Here is a 19831-nt window from a genome sequence, read left to right on the forward strand (position 1 = left end):
ACAAGAGGGCACCCTATGGGGTGCCTTTTTGCATGGAAGAAGGGTTACAGATGAGCGTGATACAATTGTGCGAAAGTTGAAAGTTTTGGCGGGATTATGGTAAAGTAAACAGGGAGTTATAAAGGTTAATTTTTTGACACTTTTTGATTACAATTCTTCATAATTTACGTGATATTGACCTTAGAGGTGCTTTTCCCGCGAGGACGCCGATCAGCAGGCAATTATGCAGGTGTCCTTATCGGAACAAGACCATTAAATAATGAAAATGAACTATGCAGCAGCACAAAAGGAGACGGTCATGAAAGGTTTGAAAGGTAAACGGGGAACGGGAAATGAACCTGCGCAGCAGGCTTCCCGGAGTGAACACCAGAATACGGATCAGCCTGCCGAGCAGCAGGAGTCACAATCGCCAAAGTGGTACACTCTTACAGTCGATTCGATCCGCCAGGGGAAAAACAAAGTGCGCCGTCGTTTGATGATTGCAGCAGCCAGTGTGGCTGTAGCAGGCGGGCTTGTTTTGGCGGGTACTCATTATGTCACAGCCAATACGACATCGTATTATGTTGTCTATGTCAAAGATAAAGCGATCGGCAGCGTTCTGCAAAAGTCCGAACTGGACAAACTTTTTAACGAGAAGCGCGCCGAGTATCAGAAAAAATATCCGGATGCCACCATGGTACTGAATACGAACGGCATTACGACAACCGAGGAAAAAGCTTTTAAAGCCAAGGTGGACTCTACCACTACACTCAAGCAGCTAGACGGCATGCTAACCGCTTATGCCAAAGGTACACAGGTCATTGTCAAAGGCAAAACGATCGGCGTTGTTGATGATCATAAGACGATCGATCAGGCACTCAAGCTGGTACAAACCAACTATACCCGTAAAGCGGAAGCAGCTGCCAAAAACCTCAGTAAAGCTTCCGTCAAAAAGCTGACCAAAAGTTATGCCTACAGCAAAAAAGTAAATAAATTGGAATCGGTCAAGCTCAATGAGCAGGTCACCTCCAAAGAGATCAAGGCCAATCCGCAAAAGCTGCTGAGCAGCAAGGAACTGGCCAAAGTCATGCTGACCGGCGTGGAGTCGCCGCTTACGTATACCGTGCGGGAAGGCGATACAATCAGCTCGATTGCAGCCGCATATGATGTATCCCAGCAGGAGATTTTCGACAACAATCCGGGGATCAAGGAAACTTCCCTGCAGATCGGCGATGAACTGACACTGACCGTGCCTCAGCCGCCGATCACGGTAACAACAGTCGAAGACTATTCGGAACAGGTCGTTACCGAACCTTCTGTAGAGATTCGTAAAAGCGACAGCATGCGTGCCGGTGAATCCAAAGTGATCTCTGCCGGCAGCAAAGGTCTGAAGCGGATCGACTACCGCGTCACCAAAGAGAACGGCCAGATGGTACGTGAAGAATGGGTCGGTCAGGAAGTCGTCAAGGAAGCTTCACCGAAGATTATTATCAAAGGAACCAAAGTGGTCGTCGGTGAAGGCAGCGGTAACTTTATCTGGCCAACCAGCGGTGCCACAGTGACCAGTCCGTTTGGACAACGCTGGGGACGGATGCACAAAGGTATCGATATCGTCGGCGGATCGTCAGTCATGGCGGCTGATGATGGCGTAGTCACTTATGCCGGTACGATGACCGGATACGGCAATGTGATTATCATTAATCACCGCAACGGTTATGAGACGCTGTACGGCCATTTGAGCCAGATTGATGTCAGCAATGGCGCTGTCATTGAGCAGGGGCAGCATATCGGCGTCATGGGCAATACCGGTCATTCAACCGGTACGCATCTGCATTTTGAGATTCATAGCGGCGGTGCGCTGCAGAATCCTCTTTCCTATTTGCGCTAAATAAAGCCTGAACAAAACCATCTCAGCGATGAGATCTAATCTGTACATTATGCAGCTTCGGAGGAGCAATCCAGAAGCTGCATTTTTTATAGCCCTGAATATGGTAAAATAAAAGAATCAAAGCAGGTATGAGGTGACTACCCAATGCAGGGAAAAATTCTGGTCGTAGACGATGAACAACCAATTGCAGATATCTTGAAATTCAACCTGGAAAAAGAAGGCTATGAAGTCATATGTGCTTTTGATGGGATCAGTGCGGTGGAACAGGCTTTTGCCGAGGAACCGGATCTCATTCTGCTTGACCTGATGCTGCCCGGCAAAGATGGCATGGATGTGTGCCGCGAGGTGCGTACCCGGCTGGATATGCCGATTATTATGCTTACCGCCAAGGACGCCGAAATCGACAAGGTGCTCGGACTGGAGCTGGGAGCCGACGATTATGTGACCAAGCCGTTCAGTACCCGCGAACTGCTCGCCCGGGTCAAAGCCCATATACGCCGCCAGCAGAAGAAAGTGCCTGCTGCCGTCGCTGCGGCCCCGGAAGTGCCGGAGGAGAAGAACGGACTGGCTTTATTTGAATTATTTATCGATACGGATATGTATCTGGTGTATAAAAGCGGGGAGCCGCTCGATTTGACTCACCGTGAATATGAACTGGTCTATTATATGGCCAAAAATGCCGGCAGGGTGATGACACGAGAGCATCTGCTGCAGGCAGTATGGGGATTTGAATACTTTGGAGATGTGCGTACGGTGGATGTAACGATTCGTCGTCTGCGGGAGAAGATCGAGGATGATCCAAGCAAGCCGGAATATATCCTGACCCGCCGGGGACTCGGTTACATGATGCGCAGTCCAAAAGCAGGAGGATGGTAAGGTGAAGCGCAGGCTTCGGCTGCTGCCAGAATTCAGCCGTACCATTCAGGCGCGGCTGATTATTATTTATGTGCTGCTGATTTTGATTGCGATGCAGCTGATTGGCGTGTATTTTGTAAGCTCCATGAAAAATTCCCTGACGAGCAACTTTACCCAGGATCTGCAGGAACGGGCAGAGCTGCTGTCCGTGTTGGCTGCGGATAAATGGTCCGCCAGTGGAGAGACCGCTTCCAGTTCGGTCAGCGATCTAAAACTGATGGTGAACAATTTGTACAATATGAGCGGCAGTGAGATTCAGGAGATTCAGGTGCTGGATGTGAGCGGACGCATCGTTATCTCGTCGGTAGACTCCGACTCCAATGCGGAAGCCCGTCGTAATACGCAGACGGTGGTCAGCCGGGCCCTGCAGGGCATCAGGGACAACGAGGAATATATTATTGATGAGACCGGTGAACGCAAACGGGTCGTGGCTGAACCGATCATAAGCGGCAACCGTACGGTCGGTGCCGTCTATATTGTCGCGTCGATGGCCGAGCTGTATGACACGATGAAGCGGATCAACGGGATCTTTCTGTCCGGGCTGCTGATTGCGCTGGCGCTTACAGCAGTGCTGGGTGTGATTCTGGCCCATACGATTACCCAGCCGATCAAGGAGATGACCCGGCGGGCCAAACAGGTGGCCGAGGGAGACTTTGACCATCATATGACCGTATACAGCAACGATGAGATCGGACAGCTGAGTGAAGCTTTTAACTACATGACCAGCCGCTTGCGGGATGCGCTGGCTCAGAATGAAGAGGAAAAGGACAAGCTGGCCTCTATCCTCAAAAATATGAGCGATGGTGTCGTCGCCACAGATGAGCATGGCTGCGTGATCCTGGTGAACCGGGTAGCCGGGGCGATGCTGGATGCGAGCGAGCAGAACATGACCGGCAAAACGCTGGTTGAGCTGCTGCCGCTGTCCGAGCAGGATCGCAGCAAGCTGCATGCCGGTACGCTTCGTCATGTGATCCTCAAGCTGGGACAGGAAGATGAGGGGAATACCTCGATCATCCGTGTCACCTTCAGCCCGATTCACCGGCGCAAAGAAAATATTGCCGGTGTGATCGCCGTACTGCAGGATGTCACCGATCAGGAAAAGCTGGAAGGCGCACGGCGCGAGTTCGTCGCCAATGTATCGCATGAGCTGCGCACACCGCTGACGACGATCAAGAGTTATACCGAAGCGCTGGAGGATGGCGCATTGGATGAGCGGGCTTTGGCAGAACGTTTTATCGGTGTTATCCGTAACGAGACCCAGCGCATGATCCGTCTCGTCAGCGATCTGCTGCATCTGTCCCGTCTGGATTCGAGCGAAGCGATGATGCGCAAGCAGCGTACGGATGTGCTGGAGCTATTGGAAGATACGATTGATCGTTTCTATGTCCAGATGAAGCAAAAAGATATCCGTTCTTCGATTGATATGCAGCCGGAAGTGGGCAGCGTATGGATCGATCGCGATCAGATGGATCAGGTGCTCGATAATCTGGTCTCCAATGCGCTCAAATACACGCCGGATGGCGGCAGTATCAAGCTGGCTGCCCGCTGTACGGATGATGGGATGCTGGCCCTGTCTGTCGAGGATACCGGGATTGGTATTCCAAAACAGGATCTGGGGCGGATCTTCGAAAGATTCTACCGGGTCGACAAGGCCCGCTCCCGCAATATGGGCGGCACTGGCCTCGGTTTGTCTATTGCCCGGGAAATGGTACGTGCACATGACGGTACAATTGAACTGGATTCCGAACTGGGTACAGGTACGACAGTGACGGTCATGCTGCCGCTGCATGAGGAAGGAGAGGTTGTGAGTTGAGAGAAAATATCAAATCTTGTGTGCTCACACTTCTAATTGTGATCAGCCTGGTGCAGAGTTATTTCCTGATCTACCGGATGCCTGGCGCCGACTCGGTCGCCAATTCGGAGTCGGGCTATGTGCAGGCAGAAGATATTGGGCCGCGCTCCAACATTGAGAATCTGGTGTTTCCAGACCAGATGATTATTCATAAATCGGGGAATCGGCATACAATATTCTATCCGTCTTCCCCCAATTACAATTCGATCTACACCGACCTCAAAAATAGCAGCTTCGGTCAATTCCGCCGTCTGCCGCTGCAGAGCATGAACTGGAATGCTATCCGCAGTGAGGCAGGCATCGAACTGACCTTTAACAGTGGCATCCCGGTCAGTCTGCTCGAACGCAGTATGAGTCTGAACCCGGATTCCTTGTTTGAAGGGGATGCGGTCAACCGGATTCTGATCTATAACGCTGCCGAAAACAACACGCCGCGAGCTTTCTTTTTCAGTGCGAGCGGAGATGTGGTCTATGAAGCGACCGATCTGAAGTGGACGAGCCAGGATATTCTGCGGCATGTGCTGCTTGGTGAAAATGGTATTAATTATCAATATGCCACAGGTGGGTATTATATCCCGCAGACCGGTCTCAGTATTCCAAGCGTTACGCTCAAGCTGGATAGTCTGACGACCGAGCAGATGCAGCGCAATCTGTTTTTCGATCCGGGTGCGACGCGTAATATCAATGAAGAGAATGGAATAGAAATCTATACGGACAGCAAGCGTAGTCTGCAGGTGGATACCCGGCAGAGATGGATGACTTATACCGATCCGACCGCGTCAACGACCGGTACGAACAATGTGATCGATAATGTGCTGTCTGCGGTAGAATTTGTCAACCAGCATGGCGGCTGGCCGGGAACGTATATGCTCAACATGAACAGTGCAGTGAACCAGAAAGGCTTCACTTTCCGCCAGTATTATCGTTCGTACCCGATTATGGATACGGACAAGCTAAGATTCGGCTATATGCGGTTGACGGTGGAGTACAACACGATTTCTTCCTATGAACGTTCGCTGCTGTATCTGACGGCTGACCAGCAGCTGGCAGATCAGCCGCTGTCGTCCAATTCGCAGATTCAGGTACTGCCGGGAGGCCAGCAGTTGATTAATCTGCTGCATAATCAGGTGCCTGCCGGTCAGACTGTCAGTCATCTGTCGCCGGCCTATCGTCCGACACTGGGCAACGGCGTAGTCATTCTAACGCCGGTATGGATGGCCGAACTGCAGGATGGCAGCCATCTGCTGATTCAGTCGAACCGTAACTTATAATACAAGGGAGGTCCAAAATGGATTGGGGAAGAGCCAAGAGCGTGCTGATTAGCGCCTTTTTACTGCTGAATATCATATTGGGTTACCAGCTCTGGATGGATGTACGCGATCAGGCCCAGTCCAATCTGGATATTGCCTCCCTTAGTGAAAATGCACAGCGGGCACTGGAAAACAAGCATGTACAGGTGACCGCCCAGATTCCAAGGGAAACTCCGATTTTGCCGGAGATGATATATCGCAGCAGTGCGCCGGCTGTACAGCAGTCGGTGAAGCTGTCGCGTCCGGTAGACAGCCAGCTTATTTTTAACGAAGATGAGCTGAAAAGCCAGCTGAATAATGAGATTCAGAACATCAACAAATATGAATATGATCCATTTATTGCGGAAGAAGGCATTTTTGTGATGCATCCGCTCATAAATAACGATTTACCTCTGTTTAATGCGAATCTGGAGCTGTATTATAGTAATCAGAAGATTATTTCCTACACGGCCCCACAACTGATCGTCGATGGCGAGAATGAGGGACAGCCAAGACAGGAGATTCTGTCGGCTTCCGTCGCGCTGGGCACTTTGATTGAAAAAGAACTGCCGGACAATGCGGTAGTTAAAGATATAGCGCTTGGTTTCTATGGTCAGCCGCTGGACAGCAACCGGTTCAAAGCCGAGCCGGTCTGGAGAATTGTACTGGAGAGCGGCGAATTTTATTATATACAGGGAATAAGCGGGGAAGTAATGAGATCCCCGGCGTCAGAAAATGAGGAGTAGACATAATGATAGGCATACATGGGATACAATTTACAGTATTATCGAGTGGTTCGACAGGCAATGCAACCATCGTCCGCAATAAGGACGCAGCGATACTGATCGATGCCGGGCTCAGTGCGAGACGGATCGATGAGCTGATGCGGGAGCGGGAGATGACCGGGGAAGAGCTGGATGGCATTCTGGTCACCCACGAGCACTCTGATCATGTCAAAGGACTGGGCGCAGTCGCACGCAAGTATCAGCTGCCGATCTATGCCAACGAGAAGACATGGATGGCGATCGAGCGGGCGGTTGGCAAGATTAACCCGGAGCAAAAGCAGATTATGCAGACCGGTGACTTTCTGACATTTGGCTCGCTGCGGATCGAGTCGTTCGGCATCTCGCATGATGCGGCCGAACCGGTCGGTTACTTTTTCCGGGATGGCGACCAGAAGCTCAGTGTAGCGACCGATCTCGGCTATGTGAGTGACAAGGTAATGCAGAGCATCTCCGATTCGGATGTGCTCGTGCTCGAAGCCAATCATGATATCGAGATGCTGCGCATGGGACGCTATCCGTGGAACACCAAGCGGCGCATCCTGAGCGACGTCGGTCACCTGTCCAATGATGCGGCCGGTGAAGCGCTCAGTGAGCTGCTCTGCAAAAAAATGAAACGCACATATCTGGCTCATCTCAGCCGTGATCATAATATGATGGAAATCGCCAAAATGACGGTAAGAGACGCGATGGAGAGCAGGGGCTGCTTTTTCAAAGACACTGAATTCCAGCTGTGCGCCACCTACTATGATCGGCCTACACCGTGGGATATGCTCAGTGAAACCTATATATCGGAGAAAATGTTATAATCCGGCGTTTGAACAGAGGGGAACCGCAGGTAATAGATAAGGCAAAGCAGAAGAACGCAGAGGGGCGATGAGCATGGCATTGTTTGATGACGATTTTTATTCCACCAAAGTGTCGCGGAAATCCCGGCGCCAGGCTCAGCTCCCACCTTCCTATCCGGTTCCCCGCTCCTTTGGTGTGCGGCCGCGCAGGTCGTCGATGCTGCGGATCGTGCTGGTCAGTGCATTAACGAGCGCAGTAACGGTATTTGCCGTTCTGGGAGCATTGATGTGGTACCACAACAGCTATGCCTCCTCCGCTTCGGCCAGCAGCCTGCTGCCGCTTGAGCAGACCGGAGGCAATCCGTATGAGCAGCTGACCATGGTAGCGGAGCAGGTGCGTCCGGCCATCGTCAGTATCGTCAATTACCAGAATGGCGAAAAGGAACTGGATACTCCCCCTGCGCTGGATGAGTCGGCGCTTGGCTCGGGCGTAATTTTTCGCAAAGAAGGCGATAAAGCCTATATTGTCACCAATAACCATGTTATCTCCGATGCCGATGAAGTGAAAGCGGTGCTGACCGATGGTACGGTGCTCAAGGCTGCTGTAGTAGGCGCGGACTTTATTACCGATATCGCCGTGCTGTCCGTAAGTGCCAAAGATATTGATACCGTGGCCCCGATCGGCGACTCGGATGATCTGCAGCTGGGCGAGACTGTGCTGGCTATTGGCAATCCGCTCGGGTTTAATGGTACGATGACATCAGGGATTGTCAGTTATGACAACCGGCTGATCCCCGTATCGCTTAACCAGGATGGCAATTACGACTGGGAGCAGAACGTCATCCAGACCGATGCGGCGATCAATGAAGGCAACAGCGGCGGTGCGCTCGTCAATCTGAGCGGTCAGGTGATCGGTATCAACACGATGAAGATTGCCGATACCGGCGTCGAAGGGCTGGGCTTTGCGATTCCGATCAATGAAGTGATGGACAACGCCGAACAATTGATGAAAAGCGGCAAAATCAGCCGCCCGTATCTCGGTGTGTACAGCATCGATCTGGATAATGAGTATGCCTACCGCTCCTATGACGAGGAAGAGTCGGAGTCGACCAAGCCAAAGCTTCCCGATGGTGTGGAAGAAGGAGCGGTCGTCGTGGAAGCGAGCGGTCCTGCCAAGCAGGCCGGTCTGGCAGCAGACGATGTTATCGTCCAGCTGGACCGGGAGAAGATCAGCTCCACGCTGGAGCTGCGCAAGTATCTGTATAATCACAAAGAAGCCGGAGACACTCTCAAAATTACGTATTACCGCAGCGGAACCAAGAAGACCGTCAATGTCACGTTGGAATCCCAGCCGGATAATCATAAATAATCAACCAGGATACACCGGAAAGGAAGCTTGAAACTATTGATGTATGTCGTATGCAAAGATCATGTGGAAGAGGCGCTGGAAGCGTTCGTGGATGAGTTCGAGGATGCTCCGGATGTCGTAGATCTGAAGGAAACCGAATTCTCGGACTGGGACCCGCCTGCCAAGTGCATTTATTGCGATCAGCATGGCGAATTCCTGGTCGTCTGACTTGGCGGCCGGTTCCGGATGATACACAGTCGGCATGCTGACATTTCCCAAAAACAGAAATACCAGCATGCCGATCAAGCTGATAGAGAGAGACAAAGAATGCGATACACTACTATATAACAGCCAGACATTCCATTAGCGCGTACTGATCATGACGGAACAAAGGGGAAAGGGCCGGATATCACGGTCCTTGTTTCCTTTTGCCTTCAGAGCCGTAGGCTTTTTTTCATTTAGCGACTTTGCTGTAAACCAATTTTAACTGCTTTGAGACGATTGCTGTCGAATACTTGGCTATAATGGGACATGTCGGCTTATGTGCCTCAGCATGCAGGATCAGATTGTCCCAGGGAAAGGAAAAGAAAAATGATAGACATCATCAGGTATGGAATGCTCACAACGAAGAAAAAGGAACCACAGCGACGACAAGACAGGTGTACCGGAAAAGCCGGTTTGACTATACATAGAGGGCGGTGGGTATATGCCTAAGCCGCTCCAGCAGCACCGTTATATGCCAGGACTCGACGGCCTCCGGGCATTCGCCGTACTGGTCGTTATTATTTATCATCTGAATACCGATTGGGCACCCGGCGGACTGCTTGGTGTCGGGATTTTCTTTGTATTATCGGGTTATCTGATCACGGATATCCTCGCCGGACAGTGGGAGCGCAATCGCCGTTTTGCAATGAAGGACTTCTGGCTCCGGCGTGCCCGCAGGCTGCTGCCGGCCATGTTCGTCATGATCGCTGTCGTGGCGCTCTGGTGCCTGATCGGAGATCATTCGAGGCTCACCGCGCTGGCTGGAGATATTCCGGCAGCCCTGCTGTATGTGAGCAACTGGTGGTTTATTTTCCATAAAGTATCGTACTTTGAGAGCTTCGGTCCGGCTTCACCGCTCGGTCATCTCTGGTCGCTGGCGGTAGAGGAGCAGTTCTATCTATTGTGGCCGTTCCTGCTGCTGCTCGGGCTGAAGTTCCTGCCCAAGCGGGGCAATCTGGCCGGCTGGATTATCAGCCTGTCCATTATCTCGGCGCTGCTAATGGCAGTGATCTATGTACCGGGTGAAGACCCGAGCCGTGTATATTATGGAACAGATACACGCATATTCGCTCTACTGATCGGAGCAGCGCTGGCGATTGTCTGGCCGAGCATGAAGCTCAAGAGCAGCGTATCTGCGCCTGCACGGAATGTACTCGATGTGACAGGTACCATCTCCCTGCTAATCCTGATCTGGCTGGTCTGGCATACGAATGAATACCAGCCGTTCCTGTACCGCGGAGGCATGCTGCTCATCGCGATCCTTACCGCAATCCTGATCGCTGTACTGGCACACCCGGCGAGCCGCCTGGCTGTTCTCGTCGGCTGCAAGCGGCTGCGCTGGCTGGGTAAACGCTCCTACGGACTGTATCTATGGCATTTCCCCGTGATCACGCTCAGCACCCCGCAGGTGAGCACTGAAGATCCATCCGTATGGAGAGCGATTATTCAGGTGGCGGTCAGCCTCGCGCTGGCGGAACTGAGCTGGAGATATGTAGAAGAGCCGATCCGCAGAAACGGCTTCCGTCAATCACTTGGCCGCACATATGCGCAGCGGAATCGCTGGCGGAACTCCCGTTCCTGGATCTACGGAGGCAGTGCAGCAATGCTGTTCGTCGTCTCTGCGCTGGTGCTGGGACATGTCGTCTCCAATTCGGCACCCAAGGTCGATCCACAGCAGCCGCAGTCCGTATTCATCGTCGGCAAGCCGGTCTCGACAGACGACAAGTCCGCTTCTGCCGCAGACAAAATGTCCAAGGATGTAGCGAGTTCCGTGAAGTCCCAGGGCAAGGAACCGCAAAAAGCAGACGCGACCAAGCAGACTACCGAAGATCAGCAGGATAACGGCCCGTCTGACAATGCGGCTGCAGGCAGCAAGGACGACGAGCCGACCAGCAAACCGTCTTCCGGCAGAACGACAGAATCCGGCAGTCTGAGTGCAGGCAGCAGCAAAGGCTCCGCCTCCAGTGAGCAGAGCAAGCTGTCCTCGGCATCCCAGCAGAACGCTTCCGATCCTATGGCAGCTACGAACAAGAAAGTGCTGGATAAAATCGTCTCCGGCGAAGGCGTAACCGCGATCGGTGACTCCGTCATGCTGGACGTCGCCCGCCACCTCAGCGAAGTAATGCCGGGCATCACCATCGACGGACGGGTAGGCCGCCAGATGACCGAAGCCCCGGCCGAGATCCAGCAGCTGCGCCGAAGCGGCCATCTCGGCTCCAAGGTGATTATCGAACTGGGAACGAACGGTTCCTTCACCCGCGAACAGCTGGAAGACCTGCTGGATGAACTGGGCGATGCCAAGAAGATCATCCTGATCAATACACGTGTGCCGCGTCCATGGGAGACGCTGGTGAATGATACAATTAACGCGGTAGCTGCCGAAGATTCGCGCATTACCGTGGTGGATTGGTATTCGGCGAGCAAGGGGCAGGACAGCTTCTTCGCGACGGATGGTGTGCACGTGAATCCATCCGGTGCCAAAGTATTTGCCACCCTGGTCGCCAACGCGATTGCCGGTAAATAAGCGGCGAATCAGCGCTGAATGTAACAGATGATGCAGTCGTGAGTGTATATAACTAGATTTAGAGGATATATTTTACAATTCATACGGAAGTCCTATACAACTCCCTTAACAGACTTCCGATAGTATTAAAGGAAGATTCACAAGTGCTCCCTCTGGGCCGACTGCCATTCAGTCAGCGTGGAGGGAGTTTTTAATTTAGCGCGAGGATGTGAGACGTTTCTGTAGTCGAAGAATGATGGCAAATATGCCAGTATACCCAAGCTGCATACATATATTTATAAGTAAGCGAAAAGCAACAGAGAGCTATTCGCTATAGAGAAACAGCATAAACTTTATCCGCGTATATTTAAAAAAAATATTAAATAATTACATCAATTTATCCGATATTTACTTGGTAACTATCTAAGTAAGTAAACGGAGGGTTTGGATTGAAAGGATTAGGGGTACTAAAGAAATCCGCTATCATGTTCTTAACAGCTGCTGTCGTATGTACTACACCGGTAGGCCTGACGACAAGCGTATCGGCTGAATCATCAAGTGTGGATTATTCCTCAAATTATACATGGGTACAGATGAACCCAACCACCTACCCAACAGGCAGAACAGCACCGCTGATGACATATGACCCGGTGAACAAGTACGTCATTCTGTTCGGAGGCCTGGTATCCGGCGTATGGTCATCAGAAACATGGAAATGGGACGGCCAAAACTGGACCCTGCTCAATCCAACTACCAAGCCGCCAGCTCGCAGCGGCGGCGGTATGGCTTATGATCCAAATAGCCAGCAGGTCATTATGTATGGTGGAGATGGTGGAGGAACGGGGACATGGGCATGGACAGGCACCAACTGGAAGCAGCTTCCGACAGCTCATAATCCGGGTGTCCGTCGTATTCCTTATATGTCTGTTGCACCATCCGCAAATGGTACTACTCAGAATATCCTGTTATTTGGCGGATTGGACAGTAATAGCAATGAGTATGGTGACACATGGATCTGGGACGGTACAGACTGGGCTCAGGTAGCCATCAACTCGGGACCTTCCGCAAGATCATTTGGTCAGATGGCCTATGATCCGATTCACAAAAGAACAGTCTTGTTTGGCGGTGTAAGCAAGGGTGTTTTCTACAATGATACCTGGACATGGGATGGTTCCCAATGGACCCAGCACCTCATGTCAGCGAGCCATATACCGCAGGCAAGAGCAGGAGCGGGTATGGCCTTCGATGACTCGCATATTATTATGGCGGGCGGTGACGGCAGCGGCACTTCATTGAATGATACATGGATCTGGGATGGCAGCCAGTGGGAGAAACAGTCTTTGCAGAGCAGCTATACCCCCCACGCGCATATGGGCATGACCTATGATGCCAAAAACGGCAAAATCGTTATATTTGGCGGTTTCACTAGCGGTGTATCCGCTCTCCCGCGAGACACCTGGATTCTGCAAAATCTGCCAAAAGTAAAGACAGGACTCGCCGACAAGATTACTTCAACTTCGGTTTCCCTGTCGGGTGAGCTCCTGTCTGAAGGCAAATCGCCAGTGCAGTACGCAGGCATCGAGATCAATGATGGCAATGCAGTGACCCGCCATGCGGCACCGGACAATTCACTGGGCAGCTACATGCTGAATATTACCGACCTCAAGCCGGATACCAGCTATACGTATCGGGCATATGCAGTCGATGTATATGGCAATGTCGCCTATGGAGACAACGCCAGTTTCATAACCAAGAAAAAGTCGCCATTACTGCTCGACAGCTATAACTACAGCCTGAAAATTGGTGAGACCCATCAGACAGTTGCCCAATCCGTCTATGAAGGCGATGGCAGCCTGTTCACCATTACAGATGGTGTGACATTCAGTTCCCAATCACCGGAGATTGCCTCCGTGGATGACAAAGGTTTGGTCAAAGGCGTGGCTGAAGGGAATACTGTCGTGACAGCGGTATACAATGGCCTGAGCGCACAGGTGACGGTCAATGTGTACTTTACGCCGCCGACGCTGGTCAGACTGTCCGCAGACAGTGAATCCTATACGCTTCGCAAAGGCACTACCCAACCAACCGTAACGCGCGCCGTATACGATGACGGTACGAGCGAAGTAATCACCGGCAACCTGCAATACACGTCTTCCGACGAGAGCATCGCCACGGTCGATAGCAATGGTGTCATCACCGCGAGATCCAAAGGCAGTGCAGACATCACTATCGAATACGCAGGCAAAACTTTTGTGATTCGAGTCAATGTAACGGAAAAGCATAATTCCAAAAATAATACTACCAGCGGCGATTCCACACCAGCTGCACCAACCCCTGAGCCGACGGTTACTCCAGGGACCGATCCGGAAGTGGTCATCACCGATCCGTCTACCAGCGAACCGATCGCTACCCTGATCAAACAGGACAAAGACGGCAAGAAGACAGCCACCATCGCAGTCGACAGCGACAAAGCGATTGAAGCACTGGAGAAATCCAACCGCAGCACATTGGTGATCCGCTCCGACGAAAATGCGGATGAGACCCATACCCGACTGGATGGCACTATCGCCAAATGGCTGGATAACAAAAATGGCGCGATCGAACTGCAATCACCGTCCGGAAGATACATTCTGCCGGCCAAGCAGCTCGGTGTGAATGAACTCATCGCCAAAAATAACGCAGCCGCCAGCCTGTCCCAGCTGCATCTGAACGTAACCGTATCGGCAGCTTCGGCATCAGCCGAGCAGGGCATCCAAAATGCGGCTGCATTCAAAAAGCTAAGCATGGTCGGACCGGCAATGAACTTTGGCGTGACCTCCACGTACAATGGAGAACAGACATCAGTTCCAAACTTCGACCAGTATGCACAGCGTCTGATCCCGCTGCCGGCAGGCTATGATCCGAATCGTATTACGACAGGTATCATCTACGATGAGAACCAGACCTCGTTCATGCACGTACCAACTCAGGTTGTGCGCATCGATGGTCAATATTATGCACAGATCAACAGTCTGGTGAGCAACGGCACCTATGCGCTGATCTGGAACGAGAAGACATTCGATGATGTGACCAATCACTGGGGCAAAGCAGCAATCGATAGCATGGCTTCCCGCCTCGTCGTGGAAGGCATGAATGAGATGACTTTTGATCCAAATCGTAAGATTACCCGTGCCGAATTCTCTGCGATCGCAGTGCGTGCATTTGGACTGCAGGACGATCGTGCAGTAGGCAAATCCTTTACTGATGTTGCCAGCGGTACATGGTATACGCCATATGTAGGCACAGCATCTGCCTACGGACTGCTGAATGGCTATACCGATGGCTCGTTCAAGCCGGACAAAACCATCACCCGTCAGGAAGCCATCTCCATCCTGATCCGTGCAGCCCGACTGGCCGACATCAATCCGTCAGCCAGCAGTACAGCTACACTGAACAGCTACAAAGACGGCGCCCAGACCTCCGCATGGGCCAAGCAGGATGTAAGCTATGCGACAGAGCAGGGCATCATGCAGGGCGATGCAGCCGGTATGCTGAACAGTAAAGGCGCTGTGACCCGTGCAGAGACAGCTTCCCTGATGGAGCGTATTCTGAAATTTGCAGAACTGATTTAAACGATGTCTATCCAGCCTTGACTGCCAGGCGATCCAACGTTTGGTAGAATGGGCAGGAAGCACAGGATAGTATGTAAGTAAGAAGAAAGAGACCCTTCTGTTGGTGGAAAGGTCTCTTTCTTTTTGCTTTAGCCTGACTTCATAGAAGATGGATATGAATTCTGCAGTTTAATAATACGGTTTGTTCCGTTCATTCAGCGCACGTACTTGTTCTTCCAGTACACGTATTCTCTGATTTTGCCGATATAAGATTGGAGAAATGGCTATGATGAATAAAATGATGGCTCCGATGATCATATTAAGCCTCCTTATGTAGGTGAGTCGTATAAATAGTCTACATAAAAGAAAGTATCTGTTCAAAATGAAATTTGGAAAATAAAGTATGATATGATTTTTGGGGATGATGGAAGACTATAGTAGCAGACACTAGCCGGATATCTGGTATGATAATAACATGTGAGTTCCAGTGACGGACGACAATACAGAGGTAATAGAATTCAGGAGGATATCGATGTTCATACAGATTATTGGAGTAGGCAAGCTTAAGGAAAAATACCTCGTACAGGGAATCGCTGAGTACGCCAAGCGGCTGACTCCGTATATCAAGTTTCAGGTGATCGAAGTTAGTGACGAGAAAGCACCGGATACACTCAGCGATGCCGAGGTACGGATTGTAAAGGACAAGGAAGGCGAGCGAATTCTGGCGCAGATTAAGCCGGATGCACACGTGATTACACTAACGCTGGACGGCAAGCTGTGGAGTTCCGAGGATCTGGCAGCCGAGATCGATAAGCTGGGGACGTATGGCAGCAGTCATGTGGTGTTTGTGATTGGCGGCAGTCATGGGATTGGGGATGAAGTGCTGAAGCGTGCGCAGCAGAAGCTGTGTTTTGGACGGATGACGCTGCCGCATCAGTTGATGCGATTGGTGCTGGTGGAGCAGATTTACCGGGCGGTGAAGATTAACCGGGGAGAGCCTTATCATAAGTAGGGCGAAATTTTAGACAATCGCTTAGTAACAAGGAAATATTTTTAAGACATAATTGAAGATAGGTTATTTTGAATGATAAGCAGGTCTCAGCAAGTTTCTACAAACTTTTCGAAGCTATGAATGATGCTTTGTTTGAAAGAAACCATCATTCATGTAAAACAAAACCCTTTCCGCCGTAGTGGTGGAAAGGGTTTTGTTTTACTATTATTCTGCGTTTCTCTCATTAATGTCTTGATTCAATCTTTCAGTAAATCCTTCCGTTCTAATATTATCGCGGTTATATTCACCCTCCGTAATAGTAGTAACCATGTCAGCTGCCTGTCGAAATACATCTTTATATTGTGTTTCGTCCCAAAGTACATTCATCAGTTGATTACAGTAGCGTGCCATCTCGTTTGAGTTGAAAAATCTGGGCATTGGAGTCTCAATGGCTAGTTTTCTAAAAGCCATTAACAAATGATACCGTGCTGTTTTCAATTCAGAAGATATAGCTTGGCTTCTAAAAAGATACTCTAGACGGTATTGTGCATATGCTGCTACGTAATACATTTCAAGCTTATGTTCAGGATTTAGAATTTCAGTTCCAATGTTTTTTAGAAGAAGTTTGTAATTCCTCGAAGTTCGGTGAGGCAAATCCAAAAATAATGATGCAAATGATTTTACAAGTGTTGTCATGCTCACAACACGAACCTTTTCAATATTAGGAACAGCATTGTATTGTCTGGATCTGCGTTCATAATATAATTTCTTATATCCATCGAATGAAGGGAAATAAGCTTCTAACTTTTTTGGGAATTCCGCCAAAGCAAAAAGTTGATCTTCTGTTACTTCAGTTTGTCGGTTCGTTGCTTTAATGATCTGATTTTTTACTTCCGGATCGTTTGTGGAAATTAATCTTATAGGAACAAGTATACTTTCATCTATGAATGCTTTACTCTCATGTAAAACGTAGCTTGTTTGGCAACCGTTAACAATCTGATAATCCTCTACTACAAATTTATTACCAGTCGGGTGTAACCTTTTAGCTACAATAGTTACTCCATTGTTTAGCAAAGGGAAAAGAACTTTCTTTTCAACAGTCTCTAACGTTTCTTTTATTTCTGTATTAACAGGGTTCCATTCCTGCCAATCACGGACATTATCATAGAATATTGAAGTATTCATATCTCCAGTATCATTTTCAATTAACTTCAAAAATTCTGGGACTGGAACAAATCCAAGATATGATTGTTCAACTCCTTGCATCTCCGGAAAAACGGTTCTGTTGATAAATGTGATTTCTTGCGTAATAGAGTTTCTTAAATTTCTATATAGTGTTTGGAGACGTTCAGCCCCGATGCACTCGAATACAACTTTTCTAAAAAGTCCGAGCTGTCTCAAATCTTCTACAACTGATTCTTTTCGAACTACAAGATTTCTATCATTAACCCATTGACCTGTAGTAGCATAATAAAGAAAGCATTGAGGATTCCCCTTTTTAAACAGACGACTTTGCTCAAATATAACATTTAAAATCTTGGATTTTGCTCTGATATGATCATTTTGAGGCAAAGCTGGGTTATCAGAAAAAATATCCTGAACTCCGAAACCAAATTGCCCAATTTTTTGAGTGTCAAAGTTGCTTGATCTTTCAGACTGAATAAAAACAAAAGAAATATCTAAGTACCCATTCGTTTCTGCTAGGTCTTCGATTTCTTCAGGTTCGGAAACCAAGCAACCGTTTACAATGATTGCTAGACAGTCAATGCCACAATCATTTCCTGCTCCAACTGAAATATCGAATGTTGAAAATGATTCGGAATAATGATTCGCTGTTACCAATGCACCGGTAAAATGCTCGAAAGCTGTTTCTTGTGGTAGATGATTCAAAACATTTTCGGAAATAAACTCATCAAGCAAATTTTTTGTAATTCTATCCAAATCGTCATCTCTTTTCTCTGTTGTAATTTCTTAAGTATAAGGTAGAAATGTATTAATAAAAAGAAGGAATTGAAGTTATAAAGACTAGGGGAAAATTGTAATAAGTATGCCAACTGGTTTAACAAGCACCCGATTCATGAAACACTTGGCTATCTTCCGCCTGTTCAGTATCGCTTTCGGTGTCGTGAATGGATTGAAGGTGTTCGAAACGGGCTTGGATGTGAGAAAGTAAGGTGGAGAGGGTGTCGGTGGAGCGGAGCGTGACAATATCCTGTTGAGTTTGAAAAATTCTCATTTGTGAATCCTCCTGAAAATAAAATAAGCCACTTTAGGAAGTATCTCTACAGGTATAATATTTGGTTGTCTTTTAGGTTGCTTCACTTATGCTTCTTCATTAATCGACTCAGAATGCAAGCAAATTAATGTAAATCAAAAAGAAATCAAATATGAAGATAGTTCTATGAAAGTAACTTTTAGGGTATGCATTTATATCCATAAATACTATAATAGTGCTACATACATATATGAGGTGAGGACGAATGGGATTGAAAGTGTTTATAGGTAGTTCTGGAGAAGCAAAAAAGGCCTTAAATGATGTAGCTTTATGGGTGGAAAATGCTGGACATACTCCTGAAAGATGGACTGATAATGAACGATTTCTTCTTGGGAATCATATCTTTGACGAGTTAGTTGATATTTCGGAAAACGTTGATGCAGCTATTCTAATTTTTAGCGAGGACGACGTTATCAGTACTACAAAAGGAATGACCGCACAGGCCCGAGATAATGTTTTAATTGAGTATGGATTGTTTGCAGCAAAACTTGGGATGCAAAAGACAATAATTTGTCGTCAGGAAAATCCTAAAATTCCTTCCGACCTAAATGGTATTATTTACTGCGATTTGGGTAAGCGCATATCAGCAGAACAGAAAATATCTAGTTGGTTAAATAAAATTTCTGCTAAGTCGGTTAGCGAAATGGAAATAATGCCTTTAAGTAACGTTACTAAAGAAGAAACAACTTTGTACAGGCAGTATCTTGGAAAAGGTAAATCAAGCTGGAAAGATAATGTTTTAAAGGCGTTACCCACTACAAACAATGCTACGTTTATATGGCCAGGTGGGTATTTCCCTTTTAGTAAAGTTCCAGAGGATCAATGGCCGAAGGTTGGGGACGAATTTGTTGTAGGGTTTCGAGATGATAAGTATCTGTTGTCAGGAACTATTTCCTTTGCAGGGCTTAAAGAATTAGAAAGTATTATTGAAGAGGATAAAAAAGCTACTAACAGAGTAAGCTGTGGATTTGAGGATTACAAGGAACTAAGAAATTTTGTGGAAAACAAAAATTTAGTGGGTAGTATAACTATTCGCAATACAACAAAGATCCCAAGCAAATGGTTCGAAGACTCTTATAAAGATGTAGAAGCTAAAAGTATATCTTCAACTTCTAGCCTGCTTATTTATAAAAAATAGGCGAGATTACTTCTCGTCTACCAAGTAAGTGGTAGTTGGTCAACTATATTTCCATTATCCATAATTGCTCTGGCTCATTTCAACCTGCTTACCATGGACTATGGATCTCTCACAGTTTACGATTTTGTGATCTGATGAAGCAACAAATAAGAGGGCACCTTTTTTGGGTGTCCTCTTATTTTCGCTCTACAACTGATACGGTGAACCGTATCACAAGTAATGATTTTTA

Annotated in this window: 15 protein-coding genes; 12 read left to right on the forward strand and 3 right to left on the reverse strand. The window is 48.6% G+C overall.

Translation table 11 applies throughout. The features are described 5' to 3' along the window. Positions 1-298: 298 nt before the first annotated feature. The 10 genes from WH45_RS00200 to WH45_RS00240 all read left to right on the forward strand — a co-directional run bounded on the left by WH45_RS00200 (position 299) and on the right by WH45_RS00240 (position 15219). Positions 299-1867 (forward strand): peptidoglycan DD-metalloendopeptidase family protein, encoded by a 1569-nt coding sequence (locus WH45_RS00200; RefSeq protein ID WP_046212396.1) that lies wholly within the window; start codon positions 299-301, stop codon positions 1865-1867. A gap of 144 nt (positions 1868-2011) precedes the next feature. Continuing rightward, entirely contained in the window at positions 2012-2743 is a 732-nt protein-coding gene (yycF, locus tag WH45_RS00205) for a response regulator YycF (RefSeq protein ID WP_046212397.1), read from the forward strand. Between the two features lies 1 nt (position 2744). Further along, positions 2745-4595: a cell wall metabolism sensor histidine kinase WalK gene (gene walK / locus WH45_RS00210; RefSeq protein WP_046212398.1), complete on the forward strand. Its 1851-nt coding sequence runs from the start codon at positions 2745-2747 to the stop codon at positions 4593-4595. After that, positions 4592-5905, forward strand: coding sequence for a YycH family regulatory protein (locus WH45_RS00215; RefSeq protein WP_046212399.1), 1314 nt, complete (start codon positions 4592-4594; stop codon positions 5903-5905). Before walK ends, WH45_RS00215 begins: the two co-directional genes overlap by 4 nt. Positions 5906-5922: 17 nt before the next feature. Further along, on the forward strand, positions 5923-6669 hold the full coding sequence (gene yycI / locus WH45_RS00220; protein WP_046212400.1) for a two-component system regulatory protein YycI: 747 nt from the start codon (positions 5923-5925) through the stop codon (positions 6667-6669). A 5-nt stretch (positions 6670-6674) separates the two neighbouring features. Continuing rightward, positions 6675-7514: an MBL fold metallo-hydrolase gene (locus WH45_RS00225; protein ID WP_046212401.1), complete on the forward strand. Its 840-nt coding sequence runs from the start codon at positions 6675-6677 to the stop codon at positions 7512-7514. Positions 7515-7587: 73 nt separating this feature from the next. Further along, the gene (locus WH45_RS00230) at positions 7588-8862 is read left to right on the forward strand and encodes a S1C family serine protease (RefSeq protein ID WP_046212402.1); all 1275 of its coding nucleotides are present in this window, start codon (positions 7588-7590) and stop codon (positions 8860-8862) included. A 39-nt stretch (positions 8863-8901) separates the two neighbouring features. Then, entirely contained in the window at positions 8902-9069 is a 168-nt protein-coding gene (locus WH45_RS23045) for a CxxH/CxxC protein (RefSeq protein WP_017815415.1), read from the forward strand. 478 nt (positions 9070-9547) lie between these two features. After that, entirely contained in the window at positions 9548-11629 is a 2082-nt protein-coding gene (locus WH45_RS00235) for an acyltransferase family protein (RefSeq protein ID WP_046212403.1), read from the forward strand. A gap of 428 nt (positions 11630-12057) precedes the next feature. Further along, entirely contained in the window at positions 12058-15219 is a 3162-nt protein-coding gene (locus tag WH45_RS00240) for an S-layer homology domain-containing protein (RefSeq protein ID WP_235338202.1), read from the forward strand. A gap of 168 nt (positions 15220-15387) precedes the next feature. On the opposite strand, the gene WH45_RS24050 is transcribed toward WH45_RS00240, so the two are convergent. Next, positions 15388-15516: a hypothetical protein gene (locus WH45_RS24050; protein ID WP_268748555.1), complete on the reverse strand. Its 129-nt coding sequence runs from the start codon at positions 15514-15516 to the stop codon at positions 15388-15390. A 214-nt stretch (positions 15517-15730) separates the two neighbouring features. Here WH45_RS24050 and rlmH point away from each other — a divergent pair, with 214 nt between their 5' ends. Next, entirely contained in the window at positions 15731-16210 is a 480-nt protein-coding gene (gene rlmH, locus WH45_RS00245) for a 23S rRNA (pseudouridine(1915)-N(3))-methyltransferase RlmH (protein ID WP_046212405.1), read from the forward strand. Positions 16211-16414: 204 nt separating this feature from the next. Here rlmH and WH45_RS00250 read toward each other — a convergent pair whose 3' ends face one another. Continuing rightward, the gene (locus WH45_RS00250; RefSeq protein WP_046212406.1) at positions 16415-18130 is read right to left on the reverse strand and encodes an AIPR family protein; all 1716 of its coding nucleotides are present in this window, start codon (positions 18128-18130) and stop codon (positions 16415-16417) included. Between the two features lie 118 nt (positions 18131-18248). Further along, positions 18249-18425 carry a hypothetical protein gene (locus WH45_RS23505; RefSeq protein ID WP_156075141.1) on the reverse strand — a complete coding sequence of 59 codons (177 nt, stop codon included), beginning with the start codon at positions 18423-18425 and terminating at the stop codon, positions 18249-18251. 244 nt (positions 18426-18669) lie between these two features. Between WH45_RS23505 and WH45_RS22635 the strand changes: the two genes are divergently transcribed. Beyond that, the gene (locus WH45_RS22635) at positions 18670-19602 is read left to right on the forward strand and encodes a nucleotide-binding protein (RefSeq protein ID WP_052723544.1); all 933 of its coding nucleotides are present in this window, start codon (positions 18670-18672) and stop codon (positions 19600-19602) included. Positions 19603-19831: the final 229 nt, after the last annotated feature.

This window comes from Paenibacillus wulumuqiensis, assembly GCF_000971965.1.
In the GTDB taxonomy this organism is placed as follows: Bacteria; Bacillota; Bacilli; order Paenibacillales; family Paenibacillaceae; genus Saccharibacillus; species Saccharibacillus wulumuqiensis.